Here is a 22,500-nt window from a genome sequence, read left to right as displayed (position 1 = left end):
CGTTACTATGAATCATACAGCGAGCACAACGATAGAACCTTCGGAGCAAAGCCTTTTTTCTCGTCTGAATTTGAAAGCGCTTACACCGTATGGATTCCTTCTGCCGTTTCTGATCATTTTTTCTGTATTTGGGATCTTCCCGCTGTTGTTCTCTGTTTACCTGTCGTTCCACGAATGGAACCCAGTACAGGGCATGGATGCAATGGAGTTCGTTGGTTTTGAGAACTATCACATTGCCTTGACTGACCCATGGCTATGGCGTTCATTAAAGAACACATTATGGCTAGCAATCACATCGGGTGTTGCTCAGCACTTAGTCGCTATTCCAGTGGCTTACATGTTGGTTTCAATGGGTGATCGTATGCGTCACTGGCTAACATCGGCGTACTTTCTACCGTTCATCACATCAACGGTCGCAGCGTCACTGATTTTCTTCAATATGTATTCTCCTAACTCAGGAATTATCAACCAAACGCTAATGGCATTGGCCGATAGCACGCTGTTTGGTTGGGCGTTTGCTTGGGTTAACGATTTTCAACCAATCCGCTGGTTAGATGATGCCACTATGGTGAAGCCGTCTATCGCGATCATGGTTTTCTGGAAATACACCGGTTTTAACATCGTCCTTTACACCACAGGTTTAATGACGATTCCTAAAGACATTTTAGAAGCTGCACGTATGGATGGTGCGAATGCCTTCCGCCGCTTCTGGAACATCTCACTACCAATGATTCGTCCATTCATCTTTTTTGCAATCACCATGACCATCATCGGTAACCTGCAAATGTTTGAAGAACCGTTCGTTCTAACGCGTGGTACAGGTGGTACGGGTCAATCTGGTTTAACTATCTCTATGTACCTCTACAAAGTGGGTTGGGAATGGTTAGAAATGGGCACAGCGTCAGCAATTTCATGGCTTCTGTTTGCACTGATCGCGTCTTGTACTTTGGTTCAATTTCTATTCTTCGGTAAGAAAGGCTTAGGGGAACATTAAGATGTCGACATCAATTAAGACAAATACCTCACCACTAAGTGGCCTAATGCCAAGCGAACGCACCATGTACATCATGACTAAGATCTTGATGGTCATGCTCGGCATATTACTGATTGTTTCCGCAATCATTACGGTATTCCCATTTGTGTGGTCTGCACTGCTTTCAACACGTGACCGTTCGGAGATCTTCGGCTCTGGCATCAGCTTTGCGATTGGCGACAGCCTAATGGTGAACTACGCAAAACTGCTGGAAATCATGCCGTTTTGGAAAGCGATGTTTAACTCGATTTACGTGGCTTTCTTAGGCACAACCATCTCGCTGCTGTTTTGTAGCATGGGTGGCTACGCGTTTGCTGTGTTTAAGTTCCGCGGTAAGAACGTGTTGTTCGGCATGCTGGTTGGCTCAATGGCGATTCCGCCAGTGCTTAGCTTGATCCCTTACTTCATGATCGTGAAATTCTTAGGCTTGTTGGATAACCACATGGCGGTATGGCTACCGTTCACAACCACGCCATTTGGTATCTTCTTGATGCGTCAGCACGTGATTGCATCGATTCCTAAAGAGCTATTAGAAGCAGCGAAACTGGATGGCGCAGGTGAATTCAGAACGTACTGGAGTGTGGTACTGCCACTGATGAAACCAGCACTCGCAACACTCGCTATCGTGCAGTTCGTCTTCTTCTGGAACATGTTTATGCAGCCTCTTGTGGTGCTGAACAACCCTGACAATTACGTCATCACACAAGCACTACGAAGTGTTCAAGGTATTCCGAATACGCCATGGGGCGCGGTAATGCTGGGTACCACAATTTCTATTTTACCACTCGTGATTACATACCTGTTCGCATCGAAACAGATGATCAGTGGTTTAACGTCCGGCGCAGTTAAAGGTTAGGTTTAAGGGTTATAACAATGAATAAATTTCAACTTCCAAGTGATTCAAAGTTACGCAGTAAGGAATTTGTATTCGGTGTCGCGACATCTTCATACCAAATTGAAGGCGGCGTTGAAGAGGGCGGTCGTACACCGTCTATCTGGGACACGTTTTGTAAGACGCCAGGTAAGGTAGATAACGGCGATAGTGGTGATGTGGCGTGCGACCACTACCACTTGTGGCAACAAGATATCGAGATGATTCAAGGCTTAGGTGTTGATGCTTACCGCCTGTCAATTGCATGGCCACGTATCTTGCCGCAAGACGGTGTGGTGAATCAGCAAGGTCTAGAGTTTTACGAGCAGATCATCGATGAATGTCATGCTCGTGGAATGAAGGTGTTCGTGACACTCTATCACTGGGATCTACCGCAATACCTTGAAGACAAAGGCGGTTGGTTAAACCGTGAAACGTCTTACAAGTTTGCAGAATATGCAGAAGTGGTGAGTAACTACTTTGGCAATAAAATTGATGTTTACACCACATTGAACGAACCGTTTGTATCTGCGTTCTTAGGCTACCGTTGGGGCGAGCATGCACCGGGCATCAAGGGTGAAAAAGAAGGCTTCTTAGCTTCTCACCATTTAATGCTAGGCCATGGTTTGGCGATGCCGATTCTTCGTAAGAACGCGCCTCATGCTAAGCATGGTGTGGTATTTAATGCGACTCCGGCTTACTCACTGACACCGCAAGACCAAGGCGCTGCAGACTACTGTGAAGCAGAGAACTACCACTGGTTCATCGACCCTGTATTGAAAGGTGAATACCCACAGTCAGTAGTCGACCGTCAAGCGATGAACATGCCGATGATTTTAGAAGGCGATCTAGACATCATCAGCGCACCGGTTGATTACATCGGTATCAACTACTACACGCGCAATGTCGCTCGCTTCAATGAGAATGGCGACATTGAATCAGTAAAACAGACTGACGCTGAACACACTTACATCGGCTGGGAAATCAACCCACAAGGTTTAACCGATTTATTGGTAAGACTAGACGCTCGCTACGAAAACATGCCGCCTATCTACATTACTGAGAATGGCGCCGCAGGTAACGACGAGCGTGTTAACGGACAAGTGATGGATGACCAACGTGTTCGTTACTTCCAAGGCCACATCGAAGCGGTTCACAACGCAGTTGAAGCAGGTGTGAAAGTTGATGGCTACTTTGCGTGGAGTCTAATGGATAACTTTGAGTGGGCATTCGGCTACTGCCAACGCTTTGGCATCGTCCATGTTGATTACACCACCCAAGAAAGAACACTGAAACAGAGCGCAATTGCGTACCGAAACATGCTTCAAGAGCGCGCTGAGGAGAACAGATAATGGCTAAAGTAGAATTCAAAAACATCAAGAAATCATTCGGTGATGTTGAAGTGGTTAAAGAGTTTGATTTTACGGTTGAAGACGGTGAATTCGTGGTTTTCCTTGGCCCATCTGGCTGTGGTAAGTCGACCACACTTCGCATGCTTGCTGGCCTAGAAAGCATTAGCTCTGGCGATATCGTGGTTGGTGGCAAAGTGATGAACAAGGTCGACGCCAAAGACCGTGACTTAGCAATGGTATTCCAAAGCTACGCACTGTACCCACACATGACGGTTTACGAGAACATCGCTTTCGCTCTGAAACTGAAGGGCATGCCAAAGGCAGAGATTGATGTAGAAGTACGCAAAGCTGCAAAAATGCTAGAGCTTGACCCGTTACTAAACCGTAAGCCAAAAGATCTTTCTGGTGGTCAGCGTCAGCGTGTAGCAATGGGCCGCGCGATGGTACGTACGCCGAAAGTGTTCTTGTTTGATGAGCCGCTATCTAACCTAGATGCAAAACTGCGTGGCGTGATGCGTGAAGAGATCAAACACCTACATCGTGAGCTTAAAACCACCACCATCTACGTAACTCACGATCAAATCGAAGCGATGACACTGGCGGATCGCATTGTGATCCTAAAAGACGGTTATGTGGCACAAGTAGGTACGCCAACAGAGGTGTTCCAGCGCCCAGCTAACAAGTTTGTCGCGCAATTCATTGGTAACCCGTCAATGAATATGTTGGAAGCTAAGCTGATTGAAAAAGAAGGTGAATACTTCGTTGAACTTGGTGATGTTCATATTCCACTGCCGGAGCGTTTTAAGTCTCTGGCGTCTAAAAACTTAGCGCTTCACTTTGGTGTTCGTCCAACAGACATCCACCTGCGTGCTGAGCAAGTTGACCACGACCGTGTGCTGCCATTCCCTGTGAAAATCAAAGACAAGGAACTGCTAGGTGCGAGCATTCTTCTGAAAACAGAAATCGGCGGCCAACCGCTGATGGTTGAGACTCAAGCTGCTGAAGTGGATGTGAAGGAACTGACATTTTACTTAGATTTGGATGCTTTCCACCTGTTTGACGCATTGAGCGAGAACTCGCTAGCGAGCTAGTCAATTACGAGCTAGCCGGTCAACTTAAGTCAGCCAACGAGCTGATACCAACCTACTTACGACAAATTGTTTTGGCTCCTCCTGATTTGGGAGGGGCTAGGGATAGTGATGATGAAATTCGGATATTTTGACGATAAAAACAAAGAATACGTAGCAACCACGCCGTGCACACCAATCAAATGGTGTAATTATGTAGGCACATTAGATTTCGGTGGCATTGTTGATAGCAACGGTGGCGTGTTGTTGTGTAAGGGCGACCCGGCACTGAACCGTATTACCAAGTACATCGCTCAGCTGCCAAACTCAGATTTCAAAGGTTCGACCATGTACCTCAAGGTGCGTGATGAGGGGGGCAACGTAGAAATTTTCTCGCCTTTCTACACTCCGACTCTGAAGCCGCTTGATAAGTTTGAAAACCACACGGGTTTGTCTTACACCACCATCATGGCAGAAGCGTTTGGTGTGCGTTGTGAAGCGACCTTCTTCGCACCAAAATCAGACCAAGTTCTACTACAAGACATCAAAGTCACCAACATTTCAGACAAAGCGCTGCACGTTGATGTTGTGCCTGTATACGAATTCACTCACTTCGATGCACTTAAGCAACTATTGAATGCGGATTGGGTTCCACAAACCATGACACTGAAAGCACACCAGCAAGAGTCGGGTCACACCGTGCTTGAGCAGTATGCATTCATGAAGCGTGACTATGCAGTAAACCTGATGACAGCGGATCGCCCTGCGACGTCTTTTGACGGTGATCGCCAATCATTCCTTGGTCAGTTTGGTTACGGTACATGGGCTGCACCACAAGCGTTAGAAAACGACGAGCTTGGTAATACCGAGTGTCTGCGTGGTGACAACATCGGTGCGCTGAACCTGCGTTTAGGTTGGTTATCTCCAGAGCAGACTGAACGTACGGTTGTACAAATTTCGCAAGAACAGAGCCTAGATGCAGCGCAACCTTTACTGGCTAAATACCGTGACCACCAAGTCGTTGATTCGGCATTCGCTGAACTGGCTGAGCACTGGGATTCTTACCTACAAGCGGTTCAGGTTGAAACGCCAGATCCAGCTATGAACTCGATGCTTAACGTACACAACCCACGTCAATGCCACACGACCAAAAACTGGTCTCGTTACCTGTCTCTATATCAGCTTGGCTATGGCGCACGCGGCATCGGTTTCCGTGATTCTTCACAAGATACATTGGGCGTTATTACTCATATGCCAGAAGAGGCGCGTGAGTTCATTGAGCGCTTACTATCAGTGCAAAACATCAATGGTTCTGCGATGCACCAGTTCTTCCCATCAACCATGGAAGCGAACGCTGGTGACTCACGTGAAGAGGAAGATCGCCCGGATTACTACGGCGACGATCATCTGTGGATCATCTACGCAGTCACTCAATATGTGAAAGAGACAGGCAATGCTGATTTCTTGAACAAAGTGATTCCGTTCTATCAAAAAGACAAAGCGGGCAACCCTGTGGAAACAGGCACCGTTTGGGATCACTTGTGCCGCGCGATCGAGTTTACCTACACCAATACGGGTGAGCACGGCCTACCGTTATTAGGTTTTGCAGACTGGAATGACACGGTGAACCTGCCAACAGGTGCAGAGTCTATGATGGTCGCTAACATGTACGGTAAAGCCCTGCTTGATATGCTGGACCTTTGTGAGTTGCGTGGTGAGGAACAACTGACTGCTCAGTTCAAAGAGCAGTATCAACAGATGCAGAGCACTGTGAATGAGTGCGGCTGGGATGGCGAATGGTTTGTTCGTTACTTTGATGAGCAAGGCTTGCCAATTGGTTCTCATAAGAACGAGCAAGGGCAGATCTACACCAACGGTCAAAGCTGGCCTGTGATTTCTGGTTTCGCGACACAAGAACGTGCAACACAAGCGCTAGATTCGGTTTACAACAAGCTGAACACGACCAATGGTATCAAGCTTTCAACTCCTGGTTACAACGGCTTTGATGCACAACTTGGTGGCGTTTCCACATATCCACCGGGTGCGAAAGAGAACGGCGGTATCTTCCTGCATTCAAACCCATGGGTGATGATCGCGGAAGCGAAAATGGGCAACGGCGAGCGTGCTTATGAGTACTACCGTCAAATTAATCCGGCTTCTAAGAACGACGATATTGATACTTTCGAATCGGAGCCATACTGCTACCCACAAAACATCTTGGGCGACGAACATAAACAGTTCGGCCTAGGTCGTAATGCATGGCTGTCTGGTACTTCATCTTGGACATACGTGGCAGGTACGCAGTGGATTCTAGGTGTTCGACCTGAAATTGATGGCTTGCTGGTGGACCCTTGTATTCCGGCAGAGTGGCCAGAGTTCAAAGTTCGTCGTCAGTTCCGTGGGGCGACGTATCATATTCATGTCACGAACCCGAATAACGTATGTAAGGGCGTGGTTGAGATGAAGGTCAATGGTGACCTGATTTCAGGCAACAAAGCACCGGTATTTACATCGGGTGAGCACACGGTAGAAGTGGTTTTAGGTTAACAAAGAGAAGGGCGCTTTATGCGCCCTTTATTGCTCTTTCGTTTGGTTATCCGTTGTCGTTGTTTCGTTAGCAATGCGTTCTCTGGGGGCTGATTTCGCATTCAGCGGTTACTTTGGTCGCCTTATTGTGGTTGATAGGTAGCTTGGCATTGCCAAGTGAAGGTTTGAGACTGGTTCGGACTAAGCGTTAATAAGCCAATCTGGTTATTGAATGCATCGGCAGGGCAAGTCATGGGCTCTATTGCAATACTTTGCTCACTTGTCGGAGTGTATAGCTGAACAAATGGGTAGCTCGCATCTTGTTGATAATGAATTGCGGCTGATGAATCTGAACGTGTCAAAGTCAGTTGGTTGGTTGTCTTAGAATCAAATTCAAAGCAGTGGTTTAGGCTTTGACTGGTCAGGGAGTCATCCAAAGACAAACGGTCAAAAGCCTGTTTTTCACCATTGGGTAGGTCGTTCTCATGTACGACCTCAGCGCAAGGCGACATAGTCAATTCACACTGTTCTAGGTCATTGCCGAGCGAGAAATAAGGGTGCCAAGCATCACCGAATGGGAAGGCGAAATCACCACAATTAGAGACAGTTGTTGAGCAAGAGAGCTTACCCGTTGTGTCGATAGTGAAGGTGACTTCAAGGTTAAAAGCGAACGGGAAAGCAGGGTGCAAAGATGATGTCTGATATTGCAGTGTCACACTGGCTGATTTTTCATTGGCTGCGCTGTTTTTGATTGAAAAAGGTTGGTTGTAGAGCAAGCCATGTACGGCGTGATCAGACCAAGGGAAGTTAGCTGGGAGTTGATGGTTTTGGTTGTCGAAACTGTAGCGACCTAAGTTTAAACGGTTTGGAAAAGGAAATAATTTAGCACTGCGGGAAAAGAAGGGATGCTGGTTGATCAGTTCATCATAATTCTGATAGCCACAAATAAAAGAGAATGGACTGTTATTTACAATGTATTTATTTATAACAGCACCAAACCCATTGATTATTTGAAGTTCTATACCATGCTGCTGATTTATTAATGTGACAGAGTCAATATTTCCAAATTTTTCATTTATAATTTTAAACATGTTGATGTCTCCATTTTTGAAAGATATTAACAAGAAGAAAAAAATATTCAATGGCGGTTTTAACATGAATAATAAAATTCCATATTCAAGCTATTCAGGAAATTCAGAACACTTGTGTAAAAAGGGCGACGCAGTTGAATTTATTCAACCTTGGTACACGCCAATTTCTACGACACCAGAAAATACAGGTATGGCGATCGGTGGTATCGGTAATACTTTTACATTGACGCCAAATGGTAACACGCCAAACTTCAGCTTTATTCCAGGAATATTTGTCGACTGTTCAGAGCAAGTTATTAATTTTAATGATTTTTATGCGTCAGTGATGGATGTGCCGACCATTGAAGCGCTTCAGGTTGTTAACGAGCAAGAGCTTAGTGTTCATCTGAATTTTTACCCAGCGCTATTCGATGGAAAGAAGATAGATAAAGAAAACATTTCGAATGCGATTAACCTCATTCGTGCCGCATTAGAAAATGGTAATTTCTATAAAGAAAATAAAGATAAGTTTATAAAGTGGAATGTCGAATTTTCTAATAAGACTCAATTATTAATAGAATCAGATTCATCGTCGATTGATTGTCAATTATATGTAGCCTTAGATTTCTTTAATGGTTTGTTAATAAATGATACAACGAGACAGCTATCACTAACTTCGGGAAATAATAGTGATATAGAAAGTGTTAATGGCAGCGATATCGAATATAAGGCTTTATATCCATTAGCTGAATATCAATATAATAGTTTTGATGGTATTAATATAAAGCGAAAGGTAGTCTCGCCGATCGTTAAAGAGGATAAGCGCCTCTGCTCTATGCCTATGCACTGGAACCACTTCCAGATTACTAATGAATCACAGCAAACACGCGTGATTACGCTTGCCCAACCTCTACAAAACTTGATTGGTTCAACCTACCGAAAAGGTCGTGATGGGATTCAAGATTCGGCGTGTACCTTATCTCAAAACCCGATTGCTCAGCAGCATAAAGCGGTGGAGGTCAATGATGAAAGCCACAGTTTTACTGGTGTTCAGCTCACTAGTCAGTCCCCTTATCAAAGTGACATTGAGGGTGAGGTGGTGTTTGGTGTTCAAGCCGAAAACCGTTTGACTAAATCTGGTAAGGTATCGGTGTCTGTTAAGCCAACGCTTTATACTTCGAAAGTGGCCCAGCAAACCGAGTTCGCACTGAAAACAGGCCGTACTAATACAGAATTCCAAACTGGCATCTACACTGGGCGCGAAGCTTTGAGTGCATTGGTCGTGGTTCAGGTTGAGTTGGAGCCGGGTGAATCCGTTGACCTGCGTTTCGCACAGGTGATGGCACACAGTAAAGTTATGCTCAATGGCTGGCACTCAGATAAGGCTTACACGCAATTCTACCCACAAGCAAATCCTGCCTTACCGATGTTACAAGATGTTTTGCCAAAGCTTGAGGTGATTGAGCAGAAGATTATTGAGCAACAGACCGCTTTCCTAGAGCAAGCTCAAAGCAAAATATCACAGCCTGAATCAGCGCTGCGCTATGCGACGATGGCGATGAATTCACTATCATTCCTTTCTGAATCAACAGTATGGGATAAAGAAGATAAATTCCTGGTGAAAGAGTGTGTTGATTACCCATTCTTCAATTCACTGGATGTGTATTTCTACGGCTCATTTTCATTGCTCTATTTGCTACCTGAACTTGATGGCTGCGTGATGAAAGAGTTCTCAAAAGCGATTTTGGCTGAAGACTTTACTCAGCGCCGTTACTGGGAATATGAAGCAACACCGAATGCTGAATTGATTGATGAAAAGTACCAAGGTGTGCGCGCGATTCGAGGTGCAGTCATCCACGATTTGGGGAGCCCGTTCGACATTCAGCCAGATGCGTATAGCTGGCATAATGTTAAGGAATGGAAGGACTTAGCACCGAAATACATTCTGATGGTGTACCGTCACTACCAAAACACACAAGATATATCAGTGGTTAAAGAGTGCTGGCAGGCTGTGACTGAGAGCATTGACTTCTTATCGAACTTGATTGCTGAAGGTGACGATTTACCGCTAACCCGAGGTACTGACGACACCTTTGATAACCTTGCGTCTCACGGTATCTCTATTTACTGTGCGAGCCTTTGGGTTGCCGGCCTTCAAGCCGCGAGTGAGTTGGCACAATTGATGGGCGAAAACGATCTAAGTGCGGGTTACCTAAAACGTTCGAAAAAGGCATTAGCAACAGTTGATCAGAGCTTGTGGGATGAGAAAGAGGGTTATTACCACTTCTTCGTGACGCCAGTCCAAGCCAAGCATCTAACGGGCGAAGGCTATCAAGCTCTGGAAACTCTCGGGCTGACTTTAACGGGGGATGCGATTGCTGATAAGAATATGCTTAACGACTATCTAAACCAAACCGATACTTCAATAAACATCGATAAGGTAGCTCAACGTATCTCTAAGAAACGCTTGTTGAGTGAGACAGCGCCTCAAGCCTTTACTCAAGAGTATCTACAGCTAGTACCCGATTCAGACAATAGCTTTGGTGATGCACTGCTTGCCGACAGCTATCTCAAACTGATTGGCCTAGAGGGTATTTTCCCACAACAGCGCATTCAGCGTGCATTGGACTATGTTTATAAACATAACTTCGAGATTAACAGCCCTAAACTTGGGGTAGCGAACATGACGCTCGCCGATGGTTCACCACATGAGGCTTTTCAGGCGCAAGACGTGTGGATCGGCGTGCAGTTTAGTGTCGCGACAGCGTTGAGTTTAGCGGGTAAGTCGCAGCAAGCGGAAACATTGATGGATACTGTGTATACCGCGCTGTATGACTATTCAAAAATTCCATTTGCCGCACCAGAAGGGTTCAACTGTTCTGTCTCATTTGATGAGAAAGATCTTTCAGAGTCTTTTAAATTGTCACAAAGTGATGCGAAAAAGTGGATTAATGCACTTAAATTGCAAAACTGTGTGCTGTCTGACGGTCGGGTTAATCCTAGCTTGACGAAAGGCAATGATAAATTTGTTAATATGGTTCAAGGTGAAATTTCAGCGGAGCAAGCTATGGTTCTTCACAAATGGCTGTTGAGCACTGGGTTGAAATATACCGCAGGTCGTTATTTCAGACCGGGGATGATTTTCGCCTACATGTATTAACTTAATGACACGAGTTTCAACAAAAGCAGTGGTATGCACGTTGAAATAGGTGGGGAGCTCTGGGGCTCCCCAAATGTCACTGGATTAGGGTATCGAGATGCGCACTAAAACTAAAAAAACCACCGTATACGATGTAGCGAGGCTCGCAGGTGTTTCCCCAAGCACGGTTTCTCGTTTTCTTAATCGAACAACCTATGTGTCGGATGATAAAAGCCAGAACATCGAGCAGGCGATCAAAGACACCGGCTACAAGCCCAATTTTCAGATGCAGGAGAACATCAATCGCCGTTCATTAACGATAGGCGTATTGGTGCAACATCCTGATAGCCCTTATACCAGTCGTATCCTCAACGACATGGAGAAAACCCTGATAGCTCAAGGCTATTCGTTAGTGATAGCAACCGGGCATTGGCAAAAAAAGCTCGAGATACACGCTTTAGAGTATCTGGCTAAGAGCAATGTCGATGGCATGATCATCGTGACAGGCAGCATTACCAAAGAAGACATCGCGAAGTATGCGCAAGACATTCCGGTGGTTGCGGTGGGCTATGACATGGTTGCAGATAATGTTCGCTCAATTAACATTGATAATGTGTTGGGTGGTTACATAGCAACCCTCCACTTGCTCCAACAGGGGCATGTGAATATTGCTCATATCAAAGGGCTTTCAAGCCAACCGGATGCGGGAAGTCGCTTTGAAGGTTACAAGAAAGCCCTTCAAGAGGCGGGCATTAAAGTGATGCCAAAACTCGTCAAACAGGGCGATTTCAGTAGCGAGTCTGGCTATGAGAAAACCGTTGAATTGATTGAATCTAAGGTTCACTTTTCCGCTCTGTTCGCAGCCAATGACCAAACCGCTTACGGGGCGATTAAGGCGCTACACGATCACGGTTATAAAGTGCCAGAAGATGTGTCGGTAATTGGCTTAGATGACTTGCCAACGTCGAAGTATTTCACGCCAGCATTGACGACTTTGAGACAGCCAATTGAAGAGATTGGAGAGGTGTGTGCCCAATCGATTTTGAACTTACTTTCAGGTAAGAGGCATGAAGCACGACTACCACCGATAGATTTAATCGTAAGAGAGTCGACCAAGTCTTTGTATCGTTAATTTTAAGATGATCACCAAGGTGTTACGCCCTGAAGTACTCGTAGTCGACACTGCCGTTATTGAGTCGTACGACGACTGCTAAGTTTTTAAGCCTCATAACTATTTTCTGCACCAAGTGATAAAAACTCGCGTCGATGCTACCAGCCAATCGCTTGACCTCTTGCGTGACAATACGTTCCGTTTCTATTTTTGGGCTAGTATCAACTGAAGCTGCTGACAAGCTTTGGCGTTGATTACTTGCTGGTGAGATGTGTTTGTCTTCATCTTTTCTCCCTTGTGCTTCTTATTTCGCACCGATTTGATTTTCTTTGTACCAGTTAATGTCATGACAACGTAGATCTCGGCTCGTTAAGCGGTCAATTCGAAGATTGAATATAAGAGCAATAAGAAGAAATTAGAATGTTGTTTTATGCAATTTTCCAAATGAATCTTAGGGCTGGAACTTGATTAGGTGTGCTTGATGGAGTTATGTGAGAGGGTTGTCAACGATTTAAATCACTGAAACCTTCCCATTTCATACAAGCTAACTACCTGATTTTCAATAATCTACAGTAGCTAGCTTGGTATGTTAGGAGTTTAATAAAAATTTTCTAAATCAGAATAAGTTTGAGCTCCTCCAAGGTGTAGATATTGAGTTTAAGCTCAGAGAGAGCTTCACGTCGTGAAGCTTACTTAGATCATGACTTTCAAAATCTTTTAGCTTGAATGTCCAATTAGATAACAATGTCGGTTTAAAATAATAAGGACCGAAGTATTCATCAATGGCGCCATCTTCTACTATAGTGTTGTGTGATCCCACACTTTTATAGGAATAAAACTTATACTGTGGGCTAGTGTTGAAGGTGTAGCTAGTCCCTAAGTATGTATCTTGGAATTGACCAGTATGGCTCACCTGGAACTTATAATAGCCATCGGGCAAGTCATTACCTACTAGTTGAATACCAATTTTGTTAACTCTGATTCTATCTCTATCCTTCAATGTGCCACCAGCAAAACTGGAAATATTATATTCAAATGGATTTCTTTGAAAGCTAACATATTTATTGTTATTAATACTAATAGTAAACTCACCACTTTCTTTTAAGCTTTTGACAACATCTTCGTTTTCTAATGGGAATGTATACTCATAATTTTGAGGATAAGAGTTAAGGCTACTTAGATGATCTATTAGATCTTGGTTCATTGTTACCAAGTTTTTATTATATTCCTCGTATGTGGAATTCAACTTAGGAACAACGGAGCTATTTTTAAATGTATTGTATTTTAGGGCCGCGTTATAATTTAATTGAGTTGTGTACAATGGTCTTTTGAAAAAGTTATAGCTCCTGAATAGGTACTTTTGAACTTCTAACATGTTAGACTCATCATCTTCTATTTTTTCAATTAAAGCTTCAACACGTTCTAGATCTTCTAGAATAGCTGTTTTTTCGAGCTCTAACTCTACAACCCTAGCAGACATTTGAATTAATGCTAACTGAGTACCAGTCACAGCAGAGCCCCAAGTCATTAATCGATCAAGAGATGCTCGATAAGCCTTAGCTCCTCTTATTGATAGCGCTTCGGCAGCTCCAAGCATTTCTGAAATATCTTGCTGAGTGAGTGTCCAATTCAGTGCAGAGGATTCTAGTTCAGGAATGGCTAAATTGATATCATTCATCTGCTCACGAAGATCAGCCCCAAACTTCTGCTCTTTGACCATTTTTAGAATAGCAGTAATATTATCACTTAATTTTTTGATATGACCTATATTTTCAGCTAGCTTCTTTAAATTTTTAACATCAAAAACAGTTTCTTTAACATCACTTGCTATTTGATCAGCAGAGTCAGCAACGCCACCAACATTACCTGTAAATGCTCCAATAAATGCTTGACCTAGGTCAGCTAGGATAGATAAACAGTTAAACATGGTTTCAATGACAAAATTAGCTTGGTACTCAAGTATGCCTTTTTGAAAGTCTTTTTCTAGAACCTCAACAATAGACTCTTGTTTTTTAAATTCTTCACTTCGTTCTTCTATAACTTTCTGGTAGCTGTCGATTTTTTTGTTTTGGTTATCTATTATTCCCTGTTGCGCTTCTAAAGCACTTTGTAGATGACCCAGCATTAGTTGAGCTGCATCTTTTCGAGTCTCGATATCTAATGTATGATCTTCGAACTGGTTATATTCATCTTGAAATGAAGACATTGAATCAAGGATTATCTGATAAGAATCAGAATAGACATTCATTTTTAATTTTGGAACATAATTACTTGAATTATTGTTCATTTCTAAAAATATTTTTATAGCTTGAATAGAATTGTATAATCCTGCTAGGTTAATATCTTTATCCAGTAAAGATTGCGATTTACCTAAAATATCTGAGTACCAAGATAACATATCTAAACTCAAATTAGGTACTTGATCGTAAATAGAGACACTCATGTCAAATGCTTGATCAAATATAAATTGAGGATTGTTGTTAGAAGATGTTAAATAGCTGTTGATGTTTAAGTTTTCATCATTATAATCCGTAGGGGATTGGTTTTTTTGTTTTACATATCTGTAGTGACGGCCATTTTCTAGGTGTACTTGGTTAAAAGAATTTAACGTATTAATAGAAATTCTAGTATCAATTTCATTTGATATAACATTAACCATAGCCCTTGAATCTTCAGAAGCTGATAAGTTTACTGAGTGTTCACCAGTTATCTTCCTAGCTAAGATTAAAACTGACTGATTTGATATGTCCGAGACAACAGGAGAATCAATATTTATTGTGTCAGCAATAATAATAATGTTTCTAGCATTCTTATTAGATCTTAAAAGTTCAATTAATAAATCAGAGTTAATAAGCATTCCTTGAATAACACCATCCTTGTAGGATGTTGTTTGTTCTATATCCTTATAAGAGGATGGGTACAACTCATCTTCAGTGAGATTGTAATAGTCTGTAAAAGGAGTCGCACTCGAACTATTGGAAGCTAAAATGATACTTAAAGCTAAAATTGTTTTTTTATACATTTTTTTCTCAATATAAACTTAAAATAAGCAAACTTAAGTTTGCTTATTAAAATTATCAAACTGCTATTTAGTTAAAATTGATTTTTTTAGTTGGTGCTTCACTTATAAATGCATTTGCAGCCCATTTATTAGCGACATTACCAACTTCAGCCCACAGTGCCTGAACAGCTTCGACTTCAGTCTGCGTATTCCAAGCTGCAGTCCAGTTATCTGGATCATTCAGTACATCGTCAGTGTCAATACCATCAATAGCTTGTATCGTCGTATCTAAAGTATTGGTAATATCGGCCCAGCCACCTTGTAATTTTTCAAGTGATTGGCGAGCAGCCCCCATAGAGGATTCAATATTATGCATATTACCTGTCGCAAGTGTCCAAGAGGTGTACACTTTTAACTGAGTATCAAGTTCTTGCTGTTTTTCTTCAAGCTCTTGTTTTTTAGCTTCTAATTCAGCCTTAAACGCGATTGCTTCTGCTGAACATTTTGCAGCACAGGTAATTGCAGCAATCGTACCCCAAGGTGGAATCCACGCATATGTAAGAGTCGTCCAAGAAACGGTTTTCCATTTTACATACTTTGCATTGAGAGCATCTTTTTCCAGTATTAAGCGTTCAATTTCAGATTTTAGAATATCTCCGTTATTGCCAAGTTCATCTTGATAAGCATCTTCTAATCGATCTAGCTTAGTTTCGGACTCTGTTAAAGTTAATACGAATTCACCTAATTTTTCATTAAGTAAACCAGCTTTATCATTAAATTCATGAGTTTCATTACTCATTTTTATGAGTTGTTTTTTAAATGCAGATTTATATCTATCAAACTTTTCTTGATCATCATATAAGGCGGCATCATACATTAACTCTGCAAGACTTGATAAAGCATTAGATTTAGAGTTAACTTGTAAGGAATAGTTTTTAAGGTCATGTGCCAGTCTAACCATTTGATCTCGATAACCATTAGTTCCTAGCCATTCGATCGAGATATTATGTATATCTTGATAGTTACTTAATAGCTGAGGATATACTCCAACAAACGGTAAGTCACCTAGCTCAAACTCCCATTTCATGTCTTGTTCTGTATGAGGTAAGCTATATGCCGTTTGTGCAAAAAATTGAATGTCTGACCATTCGTCAGTTGAAAGTATGAAGTCGCCGTTTTCTTCAAATACTGTCGGGTCCCCCAATAATAGACCTTCATTGGCAATTTGAAATGATTGGGTCTGCCCCGAATAATTTTGTGACTTATAGGTGTTCATTGTGTTTTGTGCTGAAAATACAGAAGTACTTTGTAGTGCTGCAATCGCAATGGTTGTTAAAAGTATCTTTTTCTTAAATCTCATATTAAGTTTCCTTTTAGTGGTATGTTCTTATTGTTACGCTGTTTATAAATTCTTGGCATTTCTCACTCAATGCCAGCCAGTTATCACCAAGTGAATCCGCTGTGTATTCAGCTAAGATATATCCCACAGTGGGATCTTTTAAATCACAGTCGAGTTCTTCAATTGTTGATATCACTAGCTCCATAGAGCTGACAAAGGCTTGCCACTGCCCAATTAGATGGCCTAAGCTATTGGTTGCTGGTCCGATTAACATATCGGTTGATTGGATACTCTGTCTGGCTAGTTGCCATGACCTGAAGATTTTTAACCCATGATCTAATGAGATTTCCAGCTCATTTAGTTCTTGTATTTTTTCTTCTCGTTGGCGATTAACTTCTGCGGCTTGCGACCCGTAAACTCCTGCGACAGCAGGCGCAATGAACCAGCCCCAGAAAGGTACCCAGGCATATGTTGGAGTTGTTGCAGCGATGGTTACAAGCCTCGCATATTCTTTATTTAAAGCATCTATTTCCTTTTTAAGATCCTCTATATCTTCTTTTATTGAGTTTTCATCATAATTCCCAATTAAGTCTCCATACCTAGATTCTAAAGTTTCTAAGTCTCTCTGTTGGTCTATTAATAATGTTTGAAAATCAATCATTTCCCTGGCTAATTTTTCAGCTTCTTCTGCACGAGGTATAGCGAATTTGAGTTGCTCTCTGAGAAGCATCACTAATGGCCCTTTTGTATTTTCGAATAGCGTTGAATTTCCTATATCTGCAGCATATTGAAGATTTTCTATCGACCAATAAATAAATTCCATTATTCCTCCAGAGAAACTACACCATCCAGACATTGCTTGAATGTTGTCTAATAAACTACGGAATGTTTTGTTATTCCATTTCTCTGCGGATTGCTTGAGTTCTTGGTAGCAGCTCATTAACCAATCAAAACCAGAAACATCTATGTGTTCAGGTATAGAAAACTCTGTTGTAAACTCTTTTTCTGTTGTTGGCAGTGAAAGAGCATGTGTGATATACATCTGTATCTGTAGCCAGTGATGATCAGTCAATATGAACTTTCCATATTCATCAACAAACACCCCTTTTCCAGCAAACCTATCTACATCTGAATTTTCCTTATAAATATCAACACCATTTTTTAAGCCTTTAGATAATGCTTCCATAGGTAAAGTTGAGCAAAATATTGAGGCTGTAATTCCTTTTAAAATAAATCGTCTTTCCATAAGTCTCTCTAATTCTTTAATGCTTTTTTTATTAATATATACAAATCCCCTTTATTTATAAAATTAAAATCAATGCAAGAATATCCTTTTAATAAAAATTAATTATATATTTTTTCTATTGATAGGCGTTTATGCTTTTTTGTTTTTTATATAACGTAGTACTTGTTATATGATTTCTTTATTTATTGATTATTATTTTAAATAAGCTTTCACATACAAATAATAATTTAAAATCAGCAGAGGTATTAATAGGTGCTAATATTCGTAATCTATATGTTTTAATGTTTGAATTTGATTAGTGGCTAAAGATTTTTAATCAATTAATTGATAGTGTTGTCAATTTTTGTGGGTTATCGCTTGCTTTGTTAACCTTTCTTTTTTCATATGATTTTGTGAACATCATAGAGTGGGGGCTAACGACATGATGTGGCAGGAGTAGTTTTTCTGATTTGGAAACTTTGTCGTGTAATTAAATTTACAGATAGAGCTATTCGTATCGTTCTTAGTCAATACGAACAGTTTTAGTCATATTTAACCTAGTAAGCTTGTCCAACGCTTTGAGTATCATTGAGGTCTCATCTATCACGCTGTCCCATGATTAATCTGTATACTTGCGTCCACACATTAATCTCCTCCTCATCGTTCCAAAAGATGAAAGAACTACATTTAATGAGTAATGTATTTGATTGTGGCTATGTGTAGTTTACCAAGGTTGGGGCAACAGAGCCTTGGCATTAGAGGAAAAATATTGTTGTTATTCAAGATGTTCAATACAAATCAATTTTATATCTTCATCTGATAGAGGCAATTGAGTTAAGCCGCATAGATGGGTGCCTTTAGATAAAGGTTGATTATGTTGACATGTGGCACATACACCAAAGGTGTGTAGACGGTTTTCATTCTGAATTGAACGCAGTAAAAGTTGCAATTGCTGTTGTAATTCTGCGCCATCGACGCCTGTATTTTCCTTTTTATTCGTATTTATTGCCCGTTTCATCAACGGTGGTGGGAACACGGTTTTTATTAGCTTCCTGCCCTGTTGCGATACGACTAAATGCGTCACCCTCTTATCTGTTACGTCAGGTTGTTTTATTAAGTAGCCTTTGGCTTCCAGTACTTTAAGACTTTGGGAAACCGTGCCTTTTGTTAAACCCAAGTATTCAGTTACGGCTTTTGGTGTGTCAGAAAATCGATTGCAAATTGATAAGTAGTACAATGCTTCAAAATGGATAGGCTGAAGGCCATAAGGCGTTAAATCGGCCCGCACTTCATTTCTAAGCAGATTACCGACTCTATCGAGTAAGTGATATAAAATTTCTGTATTCATGAATTAATAGTATCGACTAAAAACAATGTTGACAAGCGGGATTCTATACGATTATGCTATTTGGTATCGACTCGAAACTAAAAGGCAAGAAAATGAAAACTTCTAAACTAGGTTTATCTATATTGGCAGTATCGGTAGTGGCAAGCTCTGGTCAGGTGTTCGCACACGCAAATCACACAGGTGGTATTAATTCTCAGGTGAGTTCTGGCATATTGGCACCATTTGACATCATTCACACCAAAGTCACGACGAAAGGGAATATCGCGACTTTTCATATGGCAGTCTCTGAGCGAGCTGGAGAGGTTAAGCCTACGGCAACAGGCAAACTTGCAGGTAGTAACGTGTTCTCTTACGTTTGGCCGACAACTCTCAACAGTAGTCTGGTTGGTTTCGACGATAATGCAGGAATACTCGCGCTAGCTGTGACGTCTCATCCAGATTTTGATGATACGCCATTGTATGACGAGAATGGTGATGGTAATAAAGCGAATGATGGTGATGTCTGGCATAGTCACTGGGTGGTTTTAGAGCCTAATGAGCAGTGCGGAGTTGGTGCACTTGGTGTGGTAAATATTCCTGAAGGAGCCAAGCCTAATTTACCCAAAACTTGGCCAGGTTTACCGATTTTGATTGATAGCCCTGATTATAAACCCAACTTCAAAGAAAATTCGGTTAATGTAAGTTTTCGGTTTGACAATGTAGAGGCGCTGAATTTGGCACAATTTGACGGAGTTACGTCTGGTCTGAGAGTCAATGCTAGTGCACATTCACCTTTGCTTTGTGTGGTTGATGTTTTTGATGTTGCATCCGGTGATCTATCACTGCCGGGTAAAACGAACCAGTAGGAGGGTTAACATGAATCAATGGTCAAAGGCCCCAGAGCTCAAAGTATCGAGCTGGTTAAATACAGATACTCCTTTGCTTCTTAGTGAGTTGAGAGGTAAAGTCATTGCCTTACACACATTTCAGATGCTCTGTCCTGGTTGTGTAAGTCATGGATTGCCACAAGCTGCCAAGTTAGCACATTTCTTCAAGGATGAAGCGCTAGAGGTCATAGGGCTACATACGGTTTTCGAACACCATGAAGCTATGCAGCTTAACTCACTTAAAGCATTTGTACATGAATACCGTCTAGATTTTCCAATCGCAATTGATGCTCCTTCAGGCGGATCAATACCTATTACAATGGGCGAATATGGATTAGGGGGGACTCCTGGATTGGTTCTAATTGATAAAATGGGCCATATTCGATTTACTCATCATGGCACCATTGATGACATGATGCTGAGTAAAATGGTGTCATTCTTGTTGGGGGAAGTAACTTCAAATGATGATAGCTTTAATTGTACCGTCAATGATTTAAGGTCGAGTAGTGGAAAATGTTCAGTAAGTTGAACGCCATTGCGGGCATGCATTTGGATAATGGATTCGTGTTCGTATAATGCGATCGACTAGTCAATAAAGATTGTTTTAGTTAAGGCTCGCTATTTGAAATAAGGAAGCCACTTTAACGATTCGGTTGGATATTGATTACAGTAGGTGGAGTGAGGTTGTACTCAATTGAAAGTCTGAAAAGACTGTTAATACAAGTAAATGTACGTGACCATCGTTATCAACCACTAAACTGATTTTCTTTATATGTCAGAAACGAAAAATGTCGCATCCATGCGACATTTCTCTTTTGGCGGCCAAACCAGTTTTGCTATATCCATTCTAGAGTGCAATCCATTAGATGCTTTTTCAGAATGTACTTATAAGACGCTGTTAATCTTGATTAGTTCCCTTTAAGCGGCATTTTTTTCCGAATTATTTTCTAAATCGAATGACGCTGCGATGAGTTTCTTGGTGTAGTCGTTTTTCGGCGCATTAAAAATCTCTTCAGCTGAGCCTTCTTCCATCACTTCACCCTTCTGCATCACAAGTACACGATCTGAAAGTGCCTTCACTACCGAAAGGTCATGGCTAATGAACAGGAAGCCAATATTGTGTTTAGTTTGGATGTCTTTGAGCAGGTCAATCACGGTCAGCTGTACTGAGCGATCGAGTGCTGAAGTCGGTTCATCCAGCAAAATGAAAGATGGCTCAAGAATCAATGCACGAGCAATCGCAATACGTTGTCTTTGTCCGCCAGAGAACTCATGCGGGTAGCGGTTGATTGAATTTGGCTCCAGACGAACCTCAATCAGTGCTTTACGAGCTCTTTCTAAACGTTCTTGTTTTGACAAGTGAGGTTGATGCACCGTTAAGCCTTCGGTGATGATCTCCCCAACCGTCATACGTGGCGATAAAGAACCATAAGGGTCTTGGAATACCATTTGGACATCTTTTTTCAGGTTATGACGCTGCTTGTCGTTGAGTAAGCTGACGTCTTGTCCCTTATAAACAATACGACCTGAGCTTGGCAATAAGCCGATTAACGCACGTCCAAGAGTTGATTTACCTGAACCTGACTCACCCACAATACCGAGGGTTTCACCTTGTTTTAGGTTCAACGAGATGCCTTTCACTGCTTCAAAGTACTGATTTTTAGACTTGATGAAGTGCGGTTTCACCAAGAACTTAACGCGAATATCTTCAGCAGACAGAAGCTCTGGCGCTGCGGCGCTTACCGGATCTTTCGCCCCTTTAGGTATCGAGTTAATGAGCATTCGTGTGTAGTCATGTTTAGGACTATCGAACAGAGATTGAGTCATCCCTTCTTCTACGAGTTCACCTTTACACATCACTAGCACGCGGTCGGCGAAGTGTTTCACCACACCTAAATCATGAGTGATGAACAAAATTGCCATTCCCATCTTGCCTTGAATCTCTTTGATAAGAGAAAGCACTTCAGCTTGAACCGTTACGTCGAGTGCTGTCGTCGGTTCGTCAGCAATCAGAATATCCGGTTCATTAATCAGTGCCATTGCAATCATGATGCGCTGCAGTTGACCACCCGAAAATTCGTGAGGGTACTTGGTGTATGACTTTTCTGGCATTGGCAAGTGCACAAGATTAAACAGCTCTATCACACGCTGTTTGGCTTGAGACTTCGACACTTTACGATGACACATAATGGCTTCTGCCACTTGAATACCGACGCGCAGGTATGGGTTCAAAGATGTCATCGGCTCTTGAAAGATCATGCCGATTCTGTCGCCACGAATCGACTGCATTTCACGCTCTGATTTTTCGAGAACAGACTCGCCTTCAAACTCAATTTGAGACTGCGGATCAATAATGGCGTTGTCTGGCAGTAGACGCATCAGTGCGTTAGAAGAGACAGATTTACCAGAACCTGATTCCCCAACAATGGCCAAGGTTTCGCTAGATTTAAGGGTAAAGTTAACCTTTTTCACCGCATCAACGATTCCATCGTTGGTTTTGAAGCTAACGGAGAGGTTATTGACTTTAAGAAGAGCCCGGTCCGACATGATAT

Annotated in this window: 15 protein-coding genes and 1 pseudogene; 9 read left to right on the top strand and 7 right to left on the bottom strand. The window is 42.0% G+C overall.

Translation table 11 applies throughout. The annotated features are described in order from the left end of the window. Positions 1-7: 7 nt before the first annotated feature. The 5 genes from OCV52_RS20580 to OCV52_RS20560 all read left to right on the top strand — a co-directional run bounded on the left by OCV52_RS20580 (position 8) and on the right by OCV52_RS20560 (position 6,870). Complete coding sequence (locus OCV52_RS20580) at positions 8-994, top strand: carbohydrate ABC transporter permease (protein WP_105023945.1); 987 nt, start codon at positions 8-10, stop codon at positions 992-994. Positions 995-1,040: 46 nt separating this feature from the next. After that, entirely contained in the window at positions 1,041-1,889 is an 849-nt protein-coding gene (locus tag OCV52_RS20575) for a carbohydrate ABC transporter permease (RefSeq protein ID WP_017061568.1), read from the top strand. 17 nt (positions 1,890-1,906) lie between these two features. After that, complete coding sequence (locus OCV52_RS20570) at positions 1,907-3,256, top strand: GH1 family beta-glucosidase (protein WP_137407121.1); 1,350 nt, start codon at positions 1,907-1,909, stop codon at positions 3,254-3,256. Continuing rightward, a complete protein-coding gene (locus OCV52_RS20565) occupies positions 3,256-4,347 on the top strand; it encodes an ABC transporter ATP-binding protein (RefSeq protein ID WP_137407122.1) in 1,092 nt (363 codons plus the stop codon). Before OCV52_RS20570 ends, OCV52_RS20565 begins: the two co-directional genes overlap by 1 nt. A 108-nt stretch (positions 4,348-4,455) precedes the next feature. Beyond that, the gene (locus OCV52_RS20560) at positions 4,456-6,870 is read left to right on the top strand and encodes a GH36-type glycosyl hydrolase domain-containing protein (protein WP_137407123.1); all 2,415 of its coding nucleotides are present in this window, start codon (positions 4,456-4,458) and stop codon (positions 6,868-6,870) included. Between the two features lie 122 nt (positions 6,871-6,992). On the opposite strand, the gene OCV52_RS20555 is transcribed toward OCV52_RS20560, so the two are convergent. Beyond that, positions 6,993-7,940, bottom strand: a complete 948-nt coding sequence (locus OCV52_RS20555; RefSeq protein WP_137407124.1) for an aldose 1-epimerase — start codon at positions 7,938-7,940, stop codon at positions 6,993-6,995. Between the two features lie 64 nt (positions 7,941-8,004). Here OCV52_RS20555 and OCV52_RS20550 point away from each other — a divergent pair, with 64 nt between their 5' ends. Both OCV52_RS20550 and OCV52_RS20545 read left to right on the top strand, forming a co-directional pair. After that, on the top strand, positions 8,005-11,079 hold the full coding sequence (locus tag OCV52_RS20550) for a GH116 family glycosyl hydrolase (protein ID WP_137407125.1): 3,075 nt from the start codon (positions 8,005-8,007) through the stop codon (positions 11,077-11,079). Positions 11,080-11,176: 97 nt separating this feature from the next. Then, the gene (locus OCV52_RS20545) at positions 11,177-12,190 is read left to right on the top strand and encodes a LacI family DNA-binding transcriptional regulator (RefSeq protein WP_137407126.1); all 1,014 of its coding nucleotides are present in this window, start codon (positions 11,177-11,179) and stop codon (positions 12,188-12,190) included. A gap of 67 nt (positions 12,191-12,257) precedes the next feature. Here the strand turns inward: OCV52_RS20545 and OCV52_RS25690 are convergent. From OCV52_RS25690 to OCV52_RS20525, 5 genes and pseudogenes are all read right to left on the bottom strand, one after another. Further along, positions 12,258-12,454: pseudogene (locus tag OCV52_RS25690) on the bottom strand (hypothetical protein); the annotation flags it as partial. A 331-nt stretch (positions 12,455-12,785) separates the two neighbouring features. Then, a complete protein-coding gene (locus tag OCV52_RS20540; protein WP_137407128.1) occupies positions 12,786-15,191 on the bottom strand; it encodes a hypothetical protein in 2,406 nt (801 codons plus the stop codon). A 67-nt stretch (positions 15,192-15,258) separates the two neighbouring features. After that, positions 15,259-16,530 (bottom strand): alpha-xenorhabdolysin family binary toxin subunit A, encoded by a 1,272-nt coding sequence (locus OCV52_RS20535; RefSeq protein WP_137407129.1) that lies wholly within the window; start codon positions 16,528-16,530, stop codon positions 15,259-15,261. A gap of 13 nt (positions 16,531-16,543) precedes the next feature. Next, complete coding sequence (locus OCV52_RS20530; RefSeq protein ID WP_137407130.1) at positions 16,544-17,755, bottom strand: alpha-xenorhabdolysin family binary toxin subunit A; 1,212 nt, start codon at positions 17,753-17,755, stop codon at positions 16,544-16,546. A gap of 754 nt (positions 17,756-18,509) precedes the next feature. Continuing rightward, positions 18,510-19,082, bottom strand: a complete 573-nt coding sequence (locus tag OCV52_RS20525; protein WP_137407131.1) for a MarR family winged helix-turn-helix transcriptional regulator — start codon at positions 19,080-19,082, stop codon at positions 18,510-18,512. A gap of 92 nt (positions 19,083-19,174) precedes the next feature. On the opposite strand from OCV52_RS20525, the gene OCV52_RS20520 reads away from it, so the two are divergent. Together OCV52_RS20520 and OCV52_RS20515 are read left to right on the top strand one after the other, a co-directional pair. Then, positions 19,175-19,927: a hypothetical protein gene (locus tag OCV52_RS20520; protein ID WP_137407132.1), complete on the top strand. Its 753-nt coding sequence runs from the start codon at positions 19,175-19,177 to the stop codon at positions 19,925-19,927. Positions 19,928-19,937: 10 nt separating this feature from the next. Further along, positions 19,938-20,477: a redoxin domain-containing protein gene (locus OCV52_RS20515; protein WP_137407133.1), complete on the top strand. Its 540-nt coding sequence runs from the start codon at positions 19,938-19,940 to the stop codon at positions 20,475-20,477. Between the two features lie 389 nt (positions 20,478-20,866). On the opposite strand, the gene OCV52_RS20510 is transcribed toward OCV52_RS20515, so the two are convergent. Further along, positions 20,867-22,495: an ABC transporter ATP-binding protein gene (locus tag OCV52_RS20510; RefSeq protein ID WP_061032966.1), complete on the bottom strand. Its 1,629-nt coding sequence runs from the start codon at positions 22,493-22,495 to the stop codon at positions 20,867-20,869. Positions 22,496-22,500 lie beyond the last annotated feature (5 nt).

It is taken from the genome of Vibrio chagasii (assembly GCF_024347355.1).
Lineage (GTDB): Bacteria > Pseudomonadota > Gammaproteobacteria > Enterobacterales > Vibrionaceae > Vibrio > Vibrio chagasii.
This window is presented reverse-complemented; position numbering and strand designations above follow the sequence as displayed.

Coding starts and splice junctions, on each gene's coding strand:
- OCV52_RS20580 (WP_105023945.1), top strand. CDS start 8: ATGAATCATACAGCGAGCACAACGATAGAACCTTCGGAGCAAAGCCTT.
- OCV52_RS20575 (WP_017061568.1), top strand. CDS start 1,041: ATGCCAAGCGAACGCACCATGTACATCATGACTAAGATCTTGATGGTC.
- OCV52_RS20570 (WP_137407121.1), top strand. CDS start 1,907: ATGAATAAATTTCAACTTCCAAGTGATTCAAAGTTACGCAGTAAGGAA.
- OCV52_RS20565 (WP_137407122.1), top strand. CDS start 3,256: ATGGCTAAAGTAGAATTCAAAAACATCAAGAAATCATTCGGTGATGTT.
- OCV52_RS20560 (WP_137407123.1), top strand. CDS start 4,456: ATGATGAAATTCGGATATTTTGACGATAAAAACAAAGAATACGTAGCA.
- OCV52_RS20555 (WP_137407124.1), bottom strand. CDS start 7,940: ATGTTTAAAATTATAAATGAAAAATTTGGAAATATTGACTCTGTCACA.
- OCV52_RS20550 (WP_137407125.1), top strand. CDS start 8,005: ATGAATAATAAAATTCCATATTCAAGCTATTCAGGAAATTCAGAACAC.
- OCV52_RS20545 (WP_137407126.1), top strand. CDS start 11,177: ATGCGCACTAAAACTAAAAAAACCACCGTATACGATGTAGCGAGGCTC.
- OCV52_RS20540 (WP_137407128.1), bottom strand. CDS start 15,191: ATGTATAAAAAAACAATTTTAGCTTTAAGTATCATTTTAGCTTCCAAT.
- OCV52_RS20535 (WP_137407129.1), bottom strand. CDS start 16,530: ATGAGATTTAAGAAAAAGATACTTTTAACAACCATTGCGATTGCAGCA.
- OCV52_RS20530 (WP_137407130.1), bottom strand. CDS start 17,755: ATGGAAAGACGATTTATTTTAAAAGGAATTACAGCCTCAATATTTTGC.
- OCV52_RS20525 (WP_137407131.1), bottom strand. CDS start 19,082: ATGAATACAGAAATTTTATATCACTTACTCGATAGAGTCGGTAATCTG.
- OCV52_RS20520 (WP_137407132.1), top strand. CDS start 19,175: ATGAAAACTTCTAAACTAGGTTTATCTATATTGGCAGTATCGGTAGTG.
- OCV52_RS20515 (WP_137407133.1), top strand. CDS start 19,938: ATGAATCAATGGTCAAAGGCCCCAGAGCTCAAAGTATCGAGCTGGTTA.
- OCV52_RS20510 (WP_061032966.1), bottom strand. CDS start 22,495: ATGTCGGACCGGGCTCTTCTTAAAGTCAATAACCTCTCCGTTAGCTTC.